15 protein-coding genes are annotated in these 17,301 nt (G+C 55.2%); 9 read left to right on the top strand and 6 right to left on the bottom strand.

Features of this window, described 5'->3' with window-relative positions:
• The first annotated feature begins 51 nt into the window (after positions 1–51).
• Positions 52–966: a nucleoside hydrolase gene (locus BLT01_RS04030; protein WP_092094845.1), complete on the top strand. Its 915-nt coding sequence runs from the start codon at positions 52–54 to the stop codon at positions 964–966.
• A gap of 42 nt (positions 967–1,008) precedes the next feature.
• On the opposite strand, the gene BLT01_RS04025 is transcribed toward BLT01_RS04030, so the two are convergent.
• Complete coding sequence (locus BLT01_RS04025; RefSeq protein WP_092094843.1) at positions 1,009–1,494, bottom strand: immunity protein YezG family protein; 486 nt, start codon at positions 1,492–1,494, stop codon at positions 1,009–1,011.
• A gap of 273 nt (positions 1,495–1,767) precedes the next feature.
• Here BLT01_RS04025 and BLT01_RS04020 point away from each other — a divergent pair, with 273 nt between their 5' ends.
• Together BLT01_RS04020 and BLT01_RS04015 are read left to right on the top strand one after the other, a co-directional pair.
• The gene (locus BLT01_RS04020; protein ID WP_092094841.1) at positions 1,768–2,958 is read left to right on the top strand and encodes an NAD(P)-dependent malic enzyme; all 1,191 of its coding nucleotides are present in this window, start codon (positions 1,768–1,770) and stop codon (positions 2,956–2,958) included.
• 74 nt (positions 2,959–3,032) lie between these two features.
• On the top strand, positions 3,033–3,296 hold the full coding sequence (locus tag BLT01_RS04015; protein ID WP_092094839.1) for a YciI family protein: 264 nt from the start codon (positions 3,033–3,035) through the stop codon (positions 3,294–3,296).
• Positions 3,297–3,390: 94 nt separating this feature from the next.
• Here the strand turns inward: BLT01_RS04015 and BLT01_RS04010 are convergent, their stop codons facing one another.
• The 4 genes from BLT01_RS04010 to BLT01_RS03995 form a co-directional block, all read right to left on the bottom strand.
• Positions 3,391–4,395, bottom strand: coding sequence for a FecCD family ABC transporter permease (locus tag BLT01_RS04010; protein ID WP_092094837.1), 1,005 nt, complete (start codon positions 4,393–4,395; stop codon positions 3,391–3,393).
• A complete protein-coding gene (locus tag BLT01_RS04005; protein WP_092094835.1) occupies positions 4,388–5,386 on the bottom strand; it encodes a FecCD family ABC transporter permease in 999 nt (332 codons plus the stop codon). Before BLT01_RS04005 ends, BLT01_RS04010 begins: the two co-directional genes overlap by 8 nt.
• A gap of 64 nt (positions 5,387–5,450) precedes the next feature.
• Positions 5,451–6,380, bottom strand: a complete 930-nt coding sequence (locus tag BLT01_RS04000; protein ID WP_092094833.1) for an iron-hydroxamate ABC transporter substrate-binding protein — start codon at positions 6,378–6,380, stop codon at positions 5,451–5,453.
• 24 nt (positions 6,381–6,404) lie between these two features.
• On the bottom strand, positions 6,405–7,187 hold the full coding sequence (locus BLT01_RS03995; protein ID WP_092094831.1) for an ABC transporter ATP-binding protein: 783 nt from the start codon (positions 7,185–7,187) through the stop codon (positions 6,405–6,407).
• A 145-nt stretch (positions 7,188–7,332) separates the two neighbouring features.
• On the opposite strand from BLT01_RS03995, the gene BLT01_RS03990 reads away from it, so the two are divergent.
• The 6 genes from BLT01_RS03990 (at position 7,333) to BLT01_RS03965 (ending at position 15,255) form a co-directional block, all read left to right on the top strand.
• A complete protein-coding gene (locus tag BLT01_RS03990; protein WP_092094829.1) occupies positions 7,333–8,397 on the top strand; it encodes an NAD(P)/FAD-dependent oxidoreductase in 1,065 nt (354 codons plus the stop codon).
• 340 nt (positions 8,398–8,737) lie between these two features.
• The gene (locus BLT01_RS03985; RefSeq protein WP_092094827.1) at positions 8,738–9,586 is read left to right on the top strand and encodes a MurR/RpiR family transcriptional regulator; all 849 of its coding nucleotides are present in this window, start codon (positions 8,738–8,740) and stop codon (positions 9,584–9,586) included.
• Positions 9,587–9,606: 20 nt separating this feature from the next.
• A complete protein-coding gene (locus BLT01_RS03980) occupies positions 9,607–10,407 on the top strand; it encodes a GNAT family N-acetyltransferase (RefSeq protein WP_092094825.1) in 801 nt (266 codons plus the stop codon).
• A 22-nt stretch (positions 10,408–10,429) separates the two neighbouring features.
• On the top strand, positions 10,430–11,560 hold the full coding sequence (gene menC / locus BLT01_RS03975; RefSeq protein WP_092094823.1) for an o-succinylbenzoate synthase: 1,131 nt from the start codon (positions 10,430–10,432) through the stop codon (positions 11,558–11,560).
• A gap of 274 nt (positions 11,561–11,834) precedes the next feature.
• On the top strand, positions 11,835–12,908 hold the full coding sequence (locus BLT01_RS03970; protein ID WP_092094821.1) for a YkvI family membrane protein: 1,074 nt from the start codon (positions 11,835–11,837) through the stop codon (positions 12,906–12,908).
• 136 nt (positions 12,909–13,044) lie between these two features.
• Positions 13,045–15,255: an N-acetylmuramoyl-L-alanine amidase gene (locus BLT01_RS03965; protein WP_176765032.1), complete on the top strand. Its 2,211-nt coding sequence runs from the start codon at positions 13,045–13,047 to the stop codon at positions 15,253–15,255.
• Between the two features lie 58 nt (positions 15,256–15,313).
• Here BLT01_RS03965 and BLT01_RS03960 read toward each other — a convergent pair whose 3' ends face one another.
• Complete coding sequence (locus BLT01_RS03960; protein WP_176765031.1) at positions 15,314–17,266, bottom strand: 5'-nucleotidase C-terminal domain-containing protein; 1,953 nt, start codon at positions 17,264–17,266, stop codon at positions 15,314–15,316.
• Positions 17,267–17,301 lie beyond the last annotated feature (35 nt).

The raw sequence follows: 17,301 nt of genomic DNA, 5'->3' as shown, positions 1-17,301 counted from the left end.
ACCTCCGGATTGCTATAATGAAAAAGGAAGTGGGGAAAGGCGGGATACTATATGAAGAAACTATTGCTGGATGTCGATACTGGCATCGACGATGCGATTGCCCTGTTGCTCGCGGCCAAGGAATCCGAACTGATCGGGGTGACAACCGTAAACGGAAACACGTCGCTGGATAACGCGACGGCCAACACACTGAAGGTCCTCAGACTGATCGGGCGGGAAGACATTCCGGTCGTCCGCGGTGCGGGCCGTCCGCTCCTGCGCGAGCCTCATTTCGAGGCGAGGGTGCATGGTGATGACGGGATCGGCGGTGCACTTGGAAACATGGAACCGGGAACACCGGCGGAAGGGTTCGCTCCGGACTTTATCATTGAACAGGCTGAAAAACACAAGGGGGAGCTGACGCTCGTCCTGCTCGCCCCGCTTACGAACATGGCGCTCGCGGTACGAAAGGAGGCCCGGCTCAGGGACTGGCTGAAGGAAGTCGTCATTATGGGCGGCGCGTTGGATACTCCGGGGAACATCACGCCAAAGGCCGAGTTCAACATCTTCGTCGATCCGGAGGCGGCAAAAATCGTCTTCCAAGCCGGCCTTCCGATCACGCTTGTCGGGCTGGACGTCACGGAAAAGACGCTTCTCGACGAACCGCATGTCCGGGAAATGGCGGGGAGCGCGGAAGGGGAATTTATCCGGGAAGCGACCGTGCAGTATATGAACCGGTACGAAGAGATGACCGGAGGCCGTGCTTGTTCCATGCATGATCCGCTGGCGGTCGGCGTTGCACTTGACCGGTCGTTTGTGCGTACTGAGCGCCTTTATGTCGATGTGGAAACCTCCAGTTCCTTATGCGACGGCCAGACCGTATGTGATTTTAATCAGGTGACAGGCCGTGAAGCGAATATGGACGTCTGCATCGGAGTCGAAGGGGAGCGCTTCATCCGCTATCTGATCCAAAGTATGACCCGCTGACTAAAAAGCCCGTGATGCCAATCAGGCATCGCGGGCTTTTGATCATTTAAAGAAGAGTTCGAATACCCTTCGCATGGCGCTTTTTTCCGGACGTCCTCCGCGGGCCTTCCATTCGGGCACCACATACTTTTCCGTGAACTTCAGCTCGTAATCTGCCGCACGTTTATCGCGCAATCCATCATACCCAAAATTGAGATCCAGGCCATCTGCGTCATCAATCGTGAGTTTCATCGTCGTGAACGGTTCCCGCCCCAGTGCCTCGAACTCTTTGGCAAGCATAAGGATCAGGTGTTGAATATCGCCGGTCAGTTCATAGTAATCTTCGGTGCGTTCCAGATCGAGGATGTAGTGCATCTCCGCATCCGGCAGGTATTCCGTGCTGTCTTTCCTGAAAAAATAATAAAAGTACTCGGCGCGTTCACCCCGGTTTTCACCGTAAAACATGACCTTGTCCCAATCTGTTGGAATTGATCCAATGATTTTCTCAATCAGCTGCTGCGTAAGCGCTTCGAGGTTGGTTGTATCCATCCGCTCCGCCTCCCAATCTTGGTTCCATGCTAACAGAATCAACAAACTCCGTCATCTTGGACTTGGACGGTATCCTTTCGTCGGATGCGCGCACACTAACCGATATACAATCTTTCGGAAGGTTCGGCAAACTGCCAAAACATTGCTTTATCCGTGATTTCATGTGTTTCATCTACAATTATTCTGATTCAGTTGATTTTAAGATATACGGGATATACAATGGAACGTATATTTTTAATTTGCTCAGTTAATGGGCTAAAGGAGTGGAGACCGGTGAAAAAGTATGAAGAAGCGCTGGATTTGCATCGAGAGCTGGAAGGAAAGCTGCAGGTGACCGTAACGTCCCCGATCGAGTCGAAGCGTGACCTGAGCCTGGTGTATTCGCCGGGCGTCGCCGGTCCCTGCCTGGAAATCGAGCAGGACCCGGAAAGCATCTACGATTATACAATCAAGGGCCACACGGTCGGTGTCATCAGCAACGGCACGGCAGTGCTCGGCCTTGGAAATATCGGCGCCGCAGCTTCGATTCCCGTAATGGAAGGCAAGGCGGCACTGTTCAAGCGATTCGGAGGCGTGGATGCGTTTCCGGTCGTACTGGACACAGAAGACCCGGATGAGTTCGTGAACGCGGTCAAGCTGATGTCCGGCGTGTTCGGCGGGATCAACCTCGAAGACATTGCGGCCCCCGCGTGCTTCGAGATCGAGGATCGGCTGAAAGAGGAATTGGATATCCCGGTGTTCCACGATGACCAGCATGGTACGGCAATTGTTGTCGCTGCCGGCCTTCTGAATGCGTCCCGTCTGACCGGGCGCGAACTTCGTGACATGAAGGTTGTCATGAACGGCGCGGGTGCGGCAGGTGTGGCAATTGCAAAGCTGCTGCTCGGATTCGGAGTGGAACAGATTGTCATGTGCGATACCGCAGGTGCAATCTATGAAGGCCGGGCGGAGCGGATGAATGCCATGAAGGAATCGATCGCGCAGATGACGAACCCTGAAAGGAAAAACGGCAGCCTGGCGGAAGTCATCGTCGGCGCGGATGTGTTTATCGGGGTTTCCGCAGCAGGAGCGCTTACGCAGGACATGGTCCGCACGATGGCGGAGGAGCCGATCATCTTCGCGATGGCAAATCCGGTTCCGGAGATCATGCCGGATGAGGCAAAAGCTGCAGGTGCCCGAATCGTCGGAACGGGGCGCTCGGACTTCCCGAACCAAGTCAACAATATTCTCGCATTCCCGGGTATCTTCCGTGGAGCACTCAGTGTGCGGGCGAGCGAAGTGAACGAGGAAATGAAGCGTGCCGCTGCCCATGCGATTGCAGACCTGATCGGCCGTACGGCGCTTACCGATGACCGGATCATCCCGGATCCGTTTGACGTGCGGGTTGCGGACGCAGTGGCGAAATCAGTCGCGGACGCCGCGGTCCGGACGGGCGTCGCCCGGAAGGCACCCGTAAAAGCCTGACCAACCGCCTCATTCCCGAGGTGTCCGGAAAACGGTATAATGGAACGGACAACGAGTGGAATGGGGGAAGCGGGATGTCTTATTATGCAGTTTATCTGCCGATGAAAAACGAGGAACTGAGCCAGACACTGCGGCCGGATCACCTGGCGTTCCTGGATGAGCAGATTGAGAAGGGCAATGTGAAGGCAAAGGGCCGGTTTGCCGACGGCTCCGGCGGCATGGTGATTTACCAGGCCGAGTCACTGGAAGCGGCGGAGGAAATCGCCAAGCAGGACCCGTACGTCGAAAAAGGCGCACGCGGGATGGAAATCAAAGAATGGATCGCGACTTTCGCGTGAATGAGAAAACCAGCAGCCGGCGACGGCTGCTGGTTTTCTTTTGCTGGATGCGTCTCAATTGAGTATGTCAACGTCTCAATAAGATCGCCCGGTTTCATCCGCTCTTCCTCATCAGATAAAGGAAGTACGGCGCGCCGATGAGGGCGGCGATGATGCCGGCGGGGACGGTGAAGGCCGGCATCGAGTGGCCGATCGTGTCCGCCGCGACAAGGAGGCCGGCGCCGATCAGCATCGCCGCCGGCAGATAATGCTGGTGGCGCGGCCCGACAATGGTCCTGGCGATGTGCGGGGCCATCAGCCCGATAAAGGCGATGTAGCCGGTGACGGAGACAGCGGCCGCGGCAAGGGCGACTGCGATTGCAATCAAAATCATCCGGCTCCGGGACAGCTTCAGTCCGAGTCCGATCGCCGAAGATTCGCTGAGCGCCAGGATGTTGAGCATGTTTGACCGGTACAGGACAAACGGAACAAGCACAACGATCCACGGCAAGAGAGCAAGCACAAACGGCCAGTCCGCGCCCCAGACACTTCCCGCGAGCCACTGCGCGACAAAGGCGGCCTCCCGGCGCTCGGCACCGGAAATGAGCAGCATCATGCCGCCGGACAGGGCGGAAGCAAATCCGATCCCGACCAGAAGGAGGCGCATCGGTCGCAGTCCGCGCCCTTTCTCAACCGAAAACAGATAGATGAATGCCGCCGTCACGATGGCTCCGGCAAAGCCGACAGCAGGAAGCAGATAAGCGTAATACGGGATGTCTCCACCGGCAAACAGATAAAACACAGTGATGGCGAATCCTGCTCCGGAATGGATCCCGATGATGCCCGGGTCCGCCAGGTCATTCCGTGTGACGGTCTGGAGGATCGACCCGGAAACTGCAAGCGCAATTCCTGCAAGCACGAGCACCGTAAGCCTGGGCAAACGGACTTCAAGCAGGATAAAGGACTCCTTGAATGTGCCGTTGCCGGCCAGGACGGGAAGAAGCCGGTCGATCGTCACACCGGAAGCGCCGGCCGAGAGGGCGGCTAGGAGGACGGCGACGAACAGTGCGGCGAGCAAAAGGATACCGCGGAGCGTCCGGCGTTTTTTTGCATTATGCATCCCGGAGCCCTCCTTTCCGGACGATCATGAGGAAGAACGGCAGTCCGATCAGTGCGGTGATGGCGACGACCGGCGTCTCGAACGGCGCATTCAAGGTCCGGCCCGCGAGATCGGCCAGCACCATGAATACAGCGCCGAGCAGGGCGCTCATCGGAATGATCCGCGTATAATCCGAACCGCTGAAGGTCCGCACAATATGCGGGATGATCAGGCCGACAAACGCCAGGTTGCCGACAAGGGCGACGGCAGCCCCCGCGAGAAGAGCAGTGATGCCCATCATGATGGCTTTCATGAGGAATACCCGCTGGCCGAGGCCTGCAGCGACGTCTTCCTGCAGGCTGAGGATGGTCAGCTGGCGGCTGACGGCGATGGCGCCGATCAGTCCGATTGCGATAAACGGAACGACGATGAGCGCCTCCGGGGTCGTGCCCATGAGGCCGCCCGCTGTCCAGAGAGAGACATCCTTGGAAATCTGGAAGATGATGCCCGACCCGTCCGCGACCGCCTGCAGGAAAGCCGAAACCGCGGCGCCTGCGACGACAAGACGCATCGCGGACATGCCGCCCCGGCTGGACGCGCCGATGCCGAAGACCAGGATCATGCCGGCAGCGGCACCGACAAAGCAGGCGGCGAGGATGCCGAGGTAGGGAATGCCGGGAACCAGTGCCAGTGACAGGGCGAGCGCGGCGTTTGCGCCGGAAGTGAGCCCGAGAAGGCCGGGGTCCGCCAGCGGGTTGCGGGTGACCCCCTGCATGATCGCGCCAGCGACGCCGAGCGCTGCTCCGGTGAAGAGGGCCGCAATAACCCGCGGAATCCGGAGTTCCCGGAGGACGGAGGCATGCTCGCCGGCCGATGAGGACACCGCCTGCCATACATCACGTATGCCGGTATCCGCGGCGCCGAGTGTCAGCGCTGCGATAAAGGAGACGGCGACAAGAAGGCTGCCGAGCATAAGCTGTATCGGAAATGGAAGAAATCGTTTCGTGGTCATATCGTTTTATCACATTCCTCATCCAACGGAAAAGCGGCCCGCAAGATTGGCCGCTTTTCTTCTGTTATTCGTTTCCGAGAAATTCCTGTTCGAAGAAATCCAGCTGGTAATCAAGTGTCAGGGCATCATTGAAATAAGCTTTTTTGGCATCTGCGATGATCAGGTTGCCGTTTTTCACTGCCGGGATTTTTTTGAACCACTCGGCATCCGTGAACGCGGTGTCCTGATCTTTTGTCAGGCTCAAGATCAGATAGTCACCGGTATAGTCCCCGAGCACTTCCTGGGAGATGGCGAAGTAACCGGGCTCAAGCGCCACGTCTTCAACCTTCTTCGGCATCTTCAGGCCCATTGCCTGGTAGAGGATCTCTGTGCCGCGTCCCCAGTTGTCGCCAAACAGGTACAGCTGCTTCTCAAAGTTTTCCGCAACTGTGACGGTGGCATCGTCTCCGATTTTCTCTTTGATGCGCGTGCCAAGGTCTTCCGCGCGCTTCTTGAAGTCTTCAGCCCATTCAGTGGCTTCCTTTTCCTTGTTGACGACTTTGGCGATCTCGATGTGCTGCTGGAGGTAGTCGTTCTTGCCGTAGGTGAAGAGGACGGTCGGCGCGATTTTCTCCAATTTGTCGGCGTTCTGGATATTGTTCAGTCCGATGATCAGGTCGGGCTCCAGTTCGATGATTTTCTCGATGTCTTCATTGGAAACCACTTGCGCATCTTTCAGGGCTTCGTCAAAGTTCGGGTTGCCTGCCGACCAGGAGTCGACGCCGACAATCGGCACGCCGAGCTTGATCAGGTCGCCTGCGTAGGAAGACAGGACAACGACGCGCTGAGGGTCGGCCGGCACTTCGACGGGCCCGGTTTCCGATTCGTAGACGGTGGTGTCGGAGGCCGGTTTTTCTTCCGCGTCATTCTTGCTGTCATCGGTGGCGCCAGACGAACATGCGGCAAGCGCAAGTGTCATGAAAAGGGTGAGGATCAAAAACAGTTTCTTGTTCATGGAAATTCTCCTTCGGATGGTCATTTATTTGATCAGATCGTACGTCATGCAGAAGGGAGTCCCGGTTCTCGGGTCTTTTCCGATGACCGCATCGATGCGGAACACTTTTTTCAGCACATCAGGTACGAGGACTTCCTCAGGCGGTCCGCTCTTGACGAGTCTTCCCGCGGAAAGGGCAATCAGATGGTCGGAAAATCGCGCAGCCTGGTTGAGGTCATGCAGCACCATGACGATCGTCCGGCCCTCTTCCCGGTTCAATTTCTGAAGAAGCTCCAGAACTTCAAGCTGGTGGGCCATGTCCAGGTAGGTGGTCGGCTCATCCAGGAAGATGATTCCGGTGTCCTGTGCGAGTGCCATCGCAATCCAGGCCCGTTGCCGCTGGCCGCCGGACAGGGCATCCACCGGCCGGTCACGGAATTCATCCATGCGGGTCGCCCCGAGCGCCCAGTCGACCATGCGCCGGTCTTCCGCGCTCAGCCGCCCGAATCCTTTCTGGTAGGGGAACCTGCCGTAGGCGACAAGTTCTCCGACCAGGAGGCCGTTCGCGCTGTCCTGTGTCTGGGGTAGGATCGCCATCTTCCTGGCGAGTGCTTTCGTATCCATCGACCGGATATTGGCGCCGTCAAGCAGGACGGCGCCGTCCTGGTGGGGGATGATGCGCGTGATCGCCTTCAGGAGCGTCGATTTGCCGCATCCGTTGGAACCGATGATGGTCGTGATCTTGCCCTCGGGAAACGAAATGTCCATCCCGTGTACGATCGGTGTGTCCCCGTAGCCGACCTGGATCTGTTCGGCGAGCAGTTGCATATCGGATTACTCCTTTCTTTTTGGAATGGAACGTGTTATTCTCAATGAAAATGATTATCGGTGAGAATGATTTTCAATTTCAGATGATAAAGCCAAATTCTGAAGGTGTCAACTGTTTTCTGGAGCATAAGAGGGAGGAATCGACATGACAGAACCAATCCGGGATGTGACGATTATCGGCGGTGGGCCGGCGGGGCTGTATTCGGCGTTTTACAGCGGCCTTCGCGGCATGGATGTGAGGCTGATCGAGGCAAGGGAAGAACTCGGCGGTAAGATTTGCCTGTTCAGGGAAAAGGTGATCTGGGATGCGGGTGGCCAGCCTCCGCTCCAGGGAGAGACGTTCCGAAAGCAGCTGATTGAACAGGGGAAAACATTCGGCCCGGAAATCCTGACCAATACGAAAATCACCTCGATCCGGAAAAATGGCCTGGGTTTGTTCGAGACGGAGGACCATCTGGGACGGGTCCATCTGTCCAAGGCCATCATCATGGCGAACGGCGGCGGAATCGTGACGCCCCAGAAGCTTAAGCTTCAGGGTGCTGCCGTGGCGGAGATGGACAATCTTCACTACACGATGCCGTCACTCGCGACTTTCACGGGCAGAACCGTGCTGATCTCGGGCGGCGGCGATGCGGCGGTTGACTGGGCGGACGAGCTGTCCGGCATCGCGGCGAAAGTGATTCTCGTCCACCGCAGGGATAATTTCTGCGCGCATGAGGCACAGGTGGAAAAGGTGAGGCGAAGCGGCACGGATATCTTGCTGAATGTGGCGATCCACCGGTTGTTTGCCGATGGAGCGAAAACCCGGATCGAAATGGTGGAGCTGAAGGACACGGAAACGGGCGCCCTCACCCGCGTCGAAGTGGATGATGTCGTCATCAGCCACGGCTATGAGCGGGATGCCACACTTGAGTTCGGAGCCGGTTCCGAACCCCTCCGGAAAGACGGCCATTTCTTCGAGGGAAGGGCTGATGCGGCCACCTCTGTTCCGGGTATTTTTGCGGCAGGTGATTGCCTGTCCTATGCAGGTAAGGTGAACCTTTTGGTCGGCGCATTCCAGGATGCCGTCAATGCCGTCAACCGCGCCAAAACGTATGTCGATCCGGAAGCGCATGATCGCGGCATGGTCTCTTCGCACAACGAGCGCTTTAAAGAGCGGAACCGCTCCCTCATCAGGCAAATGGCGGATGAAGTGAATACGGTTAGATGAAGGGCAACAAAGTGCGTTCACTCTATATCCGGGTAATTACAGATTGCCATACCCGATACGCCAACCGGACAGGACCTGCAGGACAAATGCAGGGCGGTCCGGTTTTTGTGCACCTCCCGATTATAAAGAGGAAAGATAATATTCAGAAATATATTGCACCCGGTACCCAATCATGATAGTGTAACAATCAGATTGAAGGACTTCCTTCATTGATGGAAGAAACATGCAGGATTCGCTTCAAAATGGGCCCGGGCAGTTATCGCAGTACCGTATTCATTTATTTCCCGTCCATTAGCCTTGTTGCTGTGACGGTTACATAGGGTCGAAGGGGGGTGAAGGGATGATGTTGAAGGGTTTGGTACACAGGGAAATCCTGAAGCTGCCGAGGGGGCAGCGGAAAGTGGCCGAGTATGTGATGGAGCGGCCGCATGAAGTTGCGGTCTGTTCGGGTTCAGAGCTCGGGGAGCGGACCGGGACGAGTGAGTCGACGGTGATCCGATTCAGCTACAACATGGGATTCACCGGTTACCCGGCACTGCAGAAAGCGATCCGGGAAGAATTGTATACGCCGGAAAGCAGCTTTTCGGATTACCAGAAAGACAAACTGTCGATCGGCGGGGATGGCCGGATTTTCGAGGAAGTCATGGAGCGGGACCGGCAGGCCATCGCCGAGACGGCTCGCAACATCGAATCCGCACAGTTTGACCGGGCTGTGCGCGAGATTCTCACTGCCGAGAACCTGGCCGTGCTTGGCCTGCGTGCTTCTTATCCTGCAGCGTCATGGCTTGCACTCATGCTCAGGCTCGTCCGTGATGGTGTCCATGTCATGCATCCCCAGGCGGAGGACCCGGCCCTTACAATGGTCCGGACGGACAGCCGCTCCGTGCTGATCGTCTTCGGCTTCCACCGCTATCTCACAGAGACGATTGAGATTTCAAGGCTTGCAAAAAAGCGGGGGGCTTTCATCATCGGCATCAGCGACTCCCTGTCGGCCCCTGTTTCCGCATACTGCGACTTGCTGTTCACCATCGAATCAGGAACTTCGACCATCGACAAGGCGGCGCCGCTCTTTTCGTTCCTGAACGCGCTTGTGGCAGCCGTATGCGTGAAAAATCCTGCTGCGGTGCAAAAGAGGCACGAAGAAGCACGGGAAATCGACAATGGATTTTATTATGTGGAAGGCATCTGAAACAAGGGGGAGGGATGAAGATGGAGCAACCGGTGATCCGATCGTTTGAGAAGGAAGAAGTTCATCAGGCTTCAGAACTGGAGCGGGCAGTATGGGGAAGCACGACGCCGCCCCAGCAGTTCATGACCGCGATGAAAAACGGAGGCCTTCTGATCGGTGCCTTTATCGGGGAACAGGCGGTGGGCTTCCAGTACAGCTTCGCCGGTTTTGACGGAAAGCGGCCTTACCTGTGTTCACACATGCTGGCCCTCCTTCCGGAATACCGCCACTCGGGGCTTGGCGCGGCGATCAAGAGGCATCAGGCGGAACTCGCGAGAGAGATCGGCTATAACTGGATCCAGTGGACATTCGACCCGCTCGAAAGCCGCAATGCCTACCTGAACATCCGCAAGCTTGGCGGAGTGGTCAGCACCTACTGGGAAAACTGCTACGGCGAGATGAAAGATCCTCTGAACGCAGGGCTTCCGACAGACCGATTCCGCCTGGACTGGTGGATCAAAAGCCCGCGCGTGACGGATGGCATCCGCCAGCCGGAATTGGCCTGGGCGCACCCGTACACGGTGTCCTTCAGCGGGTCCGGCCAGCCTGTGCTGAACACTCCGGGAAGCGCTCCGGATGCAACTGGTTTCGCTGTCCCTGTTCCCGCCGATTTCCAGGCGATGCGCAAAGAGGACATGGCACTGGCCATCGACTGGCGGGAAAAGACGAGAGGGATTTTCACAGAGGCATTCAGAGCGGGATACGTTCTGGCCGATGTCCGGAGAAAAGACAGCCGCCTGAATGAATATATCCTTTACCGCAAAGAACATGTGCCGCTATAACGACAAAAAGGAGATGGGAAATTTGATCATCAAAGAGATTCGCATGCGCCGTATGGAAATGCGCATGAAACACCCATTTACGACGAGTTTCGGAACGATGCAGGATAAGCCGTTCCTGCTGATCGAGGCAATTGACGAGGAAGGGAATTCCGGCTGGGGGGAGTCGGTCGCTTTTACCTACCCATGGTATGCGGAAGAAACGGTTGAAACGAACGCACATGTCATCCGCGACATTCTCGTTCCTCTGCTGCTCGGCAAAGACATCAGCCATCCGGACGAGGTCAATGAAATTTTCTCCCCGATCCGCCGGAACAACATGGCAAAATCCGCTGTTGAGGGCGCCATATGGGACCTCTACGCCAAACGGAACAAGCTGACTCTTGCGGAAGCGCTTGGCGGTGACAAGGAAACAATCGATGTCGGCATCTCGATCGGCATCCAGGACAGCAAAGAGCAGATGGTCGAGACGGTCCGCGACTTTATCGGACAGGGTTACAAGCGGATCAAGATGAAGATCAAACCAGGTGTCGACATTGAGGTCATCCGTGCGGTCAGGGAAGCGTTTCCGGATGTCCCGCTCATGGCGGATGCGAACTCCGCGTACACCCTGGATGACATCGAGCTCCTCAAGTTGCTCGATGACTTTAATCTCATGATGGTTGAACAGCCGCTCGCGCATGATGACATCATTGATCATGCCAAGCTTCAGGAAGAGCTTGAGACGCCGGTCTGCCTGGACGAAAGCATCCATTCGCTGGAGGATGCGCGCAAGGCGGTCGAACTCGGCAGCTGCCGGATCATCAACGTGAAGATCGGCCGTGTCGGAGGGTTGACCGAGGCAAAGAAAATCCACGATTATTGTGTCGGAAAAGGAATTGATCTCTGGTGCGGCGGCATGCTTGAGGCGGGCATCGGACGCGCCCACAACGTCGCACTGACAACGCTGCCTGGCTTCACGCTGCCGGGGGATACGGCGGGTTCCGACCGGTATTGGGAAGAAGATATCATCACGCCTGCGGTTGAAGCGGTGGATGGCGAAATCACCGTTCCTTCCGGTTACGGAATCGGATATGAGCCGGATCTTGAAAAGATGAACAAGTACACGGTGGGAGAAGAGGTCTTCCGGTCGGAAATGACAGAGACCGCCCGCTGAGGGAGAGCGGAGAGGTCAGAGCGGAAACAAACGGTGCTTGCGGGCACCGGTTTCCTTTCGCTTCACAAGACTGAACATTCCGCAAATTAGACGATTGCGGGCTATGGCCTAATCTTTTTTTGAACGACTTGAATCCTAAGACCTTTCCGGGTATCTCGCCGACATGCCGGAAACGCTTTCTTGGCCATGAAAAGATGTTCATCTTAGAAAACACACAGGGGGATGGCCTGTTTTGACGGACAGGTAACCTTCCTGTAAACGGAGGGGATGCAAGTTGAAAGAAAGTATCCGGCTGGGCGCCGCATTTGCAGGGGTAGTGGTCGGGGCAGGCTTTGCCTCTGGCCAGGAAATTCTACAGTTTTTCACAAGTTTCGGATTGTGGGGGATTGCCGGCGGTATCGCCGCTATGTTCGTGTTTGCTTTTATCGGAATGAATCTGGCCAGCATCGGGAGTTCACTCAAGTCGAAATCCCATAAGGAAATCATCTATAAGATTTGCGGGAAACCGATCGGCTTGTTTGTGGACGCCGTCATCACGTTCTTCCTCTTTGGCGTAGCAGTCATTATGTACGCTGGCGCAGGCTCGCTTTTTGAAGAACAGTTCGGGATTCCGGCTGTTGTCGGCAGCTTGTTCATGGTCGTGGCGACCATGGTGACGGTTCTGCTTAATGTCCAGAAAATCATCACGTTGATCGGAGCCGTCACGCCATTCCTGGTGGCGATGATCATCATCTTGGCGGGCTATTCGGTTATGACGGCCGACATTTCAGGTACGGAAATTGCACGGTTGGCGCAGGAACAGGATGCAGCAGCGCCCCACTGGCTGCTGAGCGCCTTCCTGTATGTCTCCTTTAACATCGCATGCAGCGCATCCATGCTTGCCGTCATGGGCGGTACGGTAAAGGACCGCAAGACCGCGGCAATCGGCGGCGCAATCGGCGGGGGGCTGCTTGGTATCCTGATTCTGCTCGTCAACATCGCCATGATGGCCAAGTTGGATGCAGTGGGCGGAGCAGCCATGCCGATATTGGCACTTGCCGCTGAGGTCTCGCCGATTCTCGCCAATATCATGGCAATCGTGCTGCTCTGCATGATTTACAACACGGCTGTCGGTATGCTTTACTCCTTTACAGCGCGTGTATCGGAAGCGGGCACAGCGCGTTTCAAGGCGTATGTGTTCCTGTTCGGCATCGGCGGTTTTGCACTCAGCTTTGTCGGATTTGTCAGCCTGGTCGGTACCCTGTATCCGATCACTGGCTACCTCGGATTTGCGCTGATCGGTGCAGTGGTCATCTACTGGTTCCGAAAAGTTGCCGCTGGTGCAAGGGTCAGCAGTGAAACAGCTTAAAATTTGAGTAAGGGATGCGCCGTTTATCTCGGTGCATCCCTTATGATTTGCATTGAAAGTACCATGGACATCTGTTCGGATTTATCCCAAAATGTAAAATACCGGATTAAAGGAATATGAGATGAAGAGGGGTAAAATGAAGAAAAAAGTAGCTTTAATTGTGAGCGTGCTGATGTTGGCGATGAGTTTCCGGATGCCGGGAATACATGCAGAAAACTTAACCGAACCTGACCCGGGACAACATCTATTATATGCCTATATCACTTCGGCTAAGGCGGGAGACAACTTTGTGCCTTACTATTCCGATGCAGACAGTCAAGAAGAAATCGGAGAATTGAAAGCCGGAGAGAAAGTAGCCGTTTTGGAAATAGGGGACCGGCGCTCGAACGTACAGGTTCTGCAAGAAGACGGGGCAATCAATAAACAACAACTGTCCGAACCTGTCCGAGTCTTTGTTGCAAATGAATTTCTCGAAATGATTGAAGAAGAGAATCTCCCTGAAACAGAAGAGGCAGCTCCGGAAGATCCGCCCGTGAATCCGGATTCAGCCACAGATGGAATGGAAGATGCGGAAGTGCCCGGGGGCGATCTTGCCGAGACAAAAGAGAAACCGGAGCCTGTTGAAGAGCAGGCTGCACCAGAGACGACCGAAGTCCAAGCTAAATCTGATCCGGTTGATGAAAATCAGAAAGAATCCGGAGAAACAGCCAATCCGGAGCCGGCAACTTCGATGATGAGCGTGCAGAACGAGGCGACGGCAAGTCATCCCGCTCTGTACGGCTTGGCACTAAAGTCTCCGACACGGGTATATGATCGTCAAAACCCGTCCGCTGTGCTGAAAAGTTATGGCCAAGGGACGATTTTAAAATTTACTCAAGCCGATGGAGAATGGTACGCCGCTACTGTCTACATAGCCGGTCAGGCAAAAGACGGCCTGATCGCCAAAAAAGATGTCGATTTGCTGGTCGGGGATTCGTCAGGGTCCGGATATGCGGCCAAGCAGACGGTTCACGTCTATTCGGGGCCGGATACCGGTTCTGCTGTACTGAAAAGCTATCCGCTCAATCAGCGGCTTGCTTACCGGACGCTTTCAGAGAACTGGCACTCTGCAACTGTATACGTCTCGGGCGAAAAGAAAAAAGGATACATCCGCAAAGCCGATGTATCCGGTGAAAAAGTTGAAGGGTTGCCTCTTAAGGGAATCGCACTGAAGTCCCCGACCCATGTGTTTTCAAGCCAGGATCTCGATTCCAAAAAACTGAAGTCATATGGAGAAGGCAAAATCCTGTCTTACCGCTCCACATCCGGTGATTGGTACGGGGCGACCGTCTATGTAAATGGCAAGGCGATGTCCGGCTTTATCCACAAAAGCCACGTTGCGAATATTACGGAGCGGCCAACACCGTTAAGGGGCGTTGCGAAAAAGCAGCCGACTCCGGTTTACTCATCAGCATCCCTGAGTGCGCCTTCCCTTAAGACTTATTCCGCGGGTACTGTCCTCAAGTATGAGACATTTGCAGGGGATTGGTATAAGGCGACGGTGTATGTAAGTGGAAAGGCGCGTACTGGGTATATTCACCGATCCCATGTGATCCATGCCGCCAACCCGCAAATAAGAATCCAGGGCGCTGCCGCAAAATCCAAGGTCCCTGTTTATTCGCGGGCTTCGCGGAACAGTACGAGCCTGAAAAGCTATTCGTTCGGCCATAAGCTCACTTATTATTCGTTCATTCCGGGATGGTATGAGGCGACCGTTTATGTGAATGGGAAAGCGCGGAAAGGGTACATACATGAATCCGATGTCTTAAGTCTGCAGGGTAAAAAAGTAGTCCTGGACGCCGGGCATGGAGGACATGATCCGGGTGGTGTAGCCCTGGGTTTGGTTGAGAAGGAAATCGTCCTTGATACGGCTCTCCGTGCAGAGCGTCTGTTGAAAAATGCCGGTGCCCACGTGATCATGACCAGAAAGACCGACATCTTTCTGGAACTCTCTGAGCGCGCTGCGATTGCAAACTCCTCAGGCGCGGACTTGTTTATCAGTATTCACGCCAACAAGTTTAATGGTGACGCCAAAGGTGTGGAAACGTTCTGGTATGGGAAATACGAAAAACAGCGGAGCATCCACCTTGCAAACGCTTTGCAGGACCAACTGGTTGCCAGGATGGGAATGTCTTACAGGCGCGTGGCAGAAGGGAATTTCCACGTGATCCGGGAAACGAAAATTCCAAGTTCACTAATTGAAATCGGGTTCATCGATCACCCCCAAGATTCCGCCAAATTGGCTCAGGCCATTTATCGGGAACGGGCAGCAGAAGCCATTCTTCTCGGAATCGGCGACTATTTTTAAATTGAAAATCGGCTTCAGCCCATTAACAGGGCTGAAGCCGATTTCTTTGATTCTGCGGTTAATTCGTCAGCTCACCGTTGTTTTTGAAGGTGTAGACCGCTCCATCGATTTCAAGCGTGCCTCCACTCTGGCGCTTGCCGTCTTCGTGGAGATAGTAGGTCTTGCTGTTTTTCGGGTCGTTCAGCCAGCCTGTTTTCATCGCTCCTGTTTTTGCATCGAAGTAATACCAGTCTCCATCGACTTTTGTCCATCCTGTGCGGAGATCGCCGTTTTTGTGGAAGTAGTACGTTTCTCCTTCAGCCTCCAGCCAGCCGGTCACTTTATTTCCTTTGTGATCCAGGTAGGACATCTTGCCATTTTTCTGTACGGTCCAGCCGATCGGTTCAAGGCCGCCCGGGTCGGCAGTGATCCGGCCTTCGATCTGTGGATCCACAGTGCCGAGCGATTGGATATAGTCGATGAACATTTCCCAATCCGCAAATCCGGGCTCGCTGACCCGGCCTTCTTCATAGGCCTGTGCGAACATGTCATACCCGTCTCCGCCTTTGGCGGTGAAAATGTTGGTTGCCACCTTGTACATGGCTACAGGGTCGATTTTAGTCGTGTTGCCGTCTTCACCGACCACGCCTGCGTCAAATACCCGTTCGCCGGCCGGCTGTTCAGGATCGAACTTGAACTTCATTCCGGCAACGTGGAGGAATGCGCCGGAAGCCGTCGGATAAGCGGAGACGCTGTGCTCAAGCGCGGACAGGATCTCAGACCCGCTCAGTTCCATGATGGCAAGGGAGTTGCCGAACGGCATGACATTGATTACTTCACCGACCGTGATGTCCCCTTCGTTGATGGAAGCCCGGATGCCACCGCCGTTCGTCAGAGCGATCGAAGTCGCGCTGTCGATCGTCTTGGCTTTTGCGAGCATGCCGTCCGTGATGAGGTTGCCCAGGTTCGTTTCTTGTGTGCGTACCTTTGCCCGCTCGCCGTCAAGCGTAGTGAAGGCTGTGACACCGGTCGATTCTTGTTTGATTTGTTCAACCCGTTCCTTGTACGGCTTGAGGGCCGCTTCATAGTCCGCGTCTGCTTCAGCGGAGGATGTGTCATGAAGCTGCCCCGAGTAGGACGTGATGGCGCCGCTGTCATCGAATGTCACATCAAGCTGGCCGAGGAATTTGCCGTATTCAAAGGCCTGGACGATGACCGTCGGCTCATTCCGTCCATCCTGGTAGACGGTAGGCTCGCTGAGTTCCACATGGGTGTGTCCGCCGACGATGACGTCGATGCCTTGCACGTTTTTCGCCAAGAGCAGGTCATTGTCATATACGGGTGAATCATTATAGCCGATATGAGTGAGGGCGATGATTTTGTCGACACCCTGGTTCCTGAAAGCGTCAACGGCTTCTTGTGCCGCTGAAATGTAATTGCTGAATGCGACCGAACCGACGCTTGAGATGTCCGGTGTTTCTTCCGTCGTCAGCCCGAAGATGCCGACCTGCTCACCGTCGATTTCCTTGATGATGCCTTTGTAGATGCCTCCGCCGCTGAAGGAGGAGGTGTACACATCATGCTGGAGCCCATCAAAAAGCGTATCGCCGGAAAAGTCGACGTTCGCCGAAACAAACGGGAATTGTGCACCGGTTACGAATTCGCTCAGTTTCTGATGGCCTTCCGGTCTTGATCCCAGATCGAATTCATGGTTGCCGAAGGTCATGGCATCGTATCCGAGCTTATTCATCAGTTCCAGGCTCACAGCGCCTTGGTATTCGTTGAAATAAAGGGTGCCGGAAAAGACATCCCCTGCATCCAGCAGAAGATGGTTCGGATGCACGCTTCTGATTTGTTCGACAATCGTTGCCCGCTGGGGAATGGTCTCAACATGCGAATGCGTATCATTTGTGTGCATGACGGTGAGATCGAAATCGCCTTCAGCAGCAAATGTGTTCCCCGGAATACCGGAGAAACCAAATGCCAGGAGTAATACGGCTGCAGACGACTTGATCCATTTGGATTTCTGCATAAAGATCCCTCTTTCTCATGTGATTAATGTAGGAG

The sequence above is a fragment of the Bhargavaea beijingensis genome, from assembly GCF_900101985.1.
GTDB classification, from domain to species: domain Bacteria; phylum Bacillota; class Bacilli; order Bacillales_A; family Planococcaceae; genus Bhargavaea; species Bhargavaea beijingensis.
This window is presented reverse-complemented; position numbering and strand designations above follow the sequence as displayed.

Excerpts from the sequence above, each read along its gene's own strand:
- BLT01_RS04010 (WP_092094837.1), bottom strand. The coding sequence starts at position 4,395 with ATGCATAATGCAAAAAAACGCCGGACGCTCCGCGGTATCCTTTTGCTC.
- BLT01_RS03965 (WP_176765032.1), top strand. The coding sequence starts at position 13,045 with ATGAAGAAAAAAGTAGCTTTAATTGTGAGCGTGCTGATGTTGGCGATG.
- BLT01_RS04000 (WP_092094833.1), bottom strand. The coding sequence starts at position 6,380 with ATGAACAAGAAACTGTTTTTGATCCTCACCCTTTTCATGACACTTGCG.
- BLT01_RS03990 (WP_092094829.1), top strand. The coding sequence starts at position 7,333 with ATGACAGAACCAATCCGGGATGTGACGATTATCGGCGGTGGGCCGGCG.
- BLT01_RS04015 (WP_092094839.1), top strand. The coding sequence starts at position 3,033 with ATGTCTTATTATGCAGTTTATCTGCCGATGAAAAACGAGGAACTGAGC.
- BLT01_RS03995 (WP_092094831.1), bottom strand. The coding sequence starts at position 7,187 with ATGCAACTGCTCGCCGAACAGATCCAGGTCGGCTACGGGGACACACCG.
- BLT01_RS04005 (WP_092094835.1), bottom strand. The coding sequence starts at position 5,386 with ATGACCACGAAACGATTTCTTCCATTTCCGATACAGCTTATGCTCGGC.
- BLT01_RS03985 (WP_092094827.1), top strand. The coding sequence starts at position 8,738 with ATGATGTTGAAGGGTTTGGTACACAGGGAAATCCTGAAGCTGCCGAGG.
- BLT01_RS03980 (WP_092094825.1), top strand. The coding sequence starts at position 9,607 with ATGGAGCAACCGGTGATCCGATCGTTTGAGAAGGAAGAAGTTCATCAG.
- BLT01_RS03960 (WP_176765031.1), bottom strand. The coding sequence starts at position 17,266 with ATGCAGAAATCCAAATGGATCAAGTCGTCTGCAGCCGTATTACTCCTG.
- BLT01_RS04025 (WP_092094843.1), bottom strand. The coding sequence starts at position 1,494 with ATGGATACAACCAACCTCGAAGCGCTTACGCAGCAGCTGATTGAGAAA.
- BLT01_RS04030 (WP_092094845.1), top strand. The coding sequence starts at position 52 with ATGAAGAAACTATTGCTGGATGTCGATACTGGCATCGACGATGCGATT.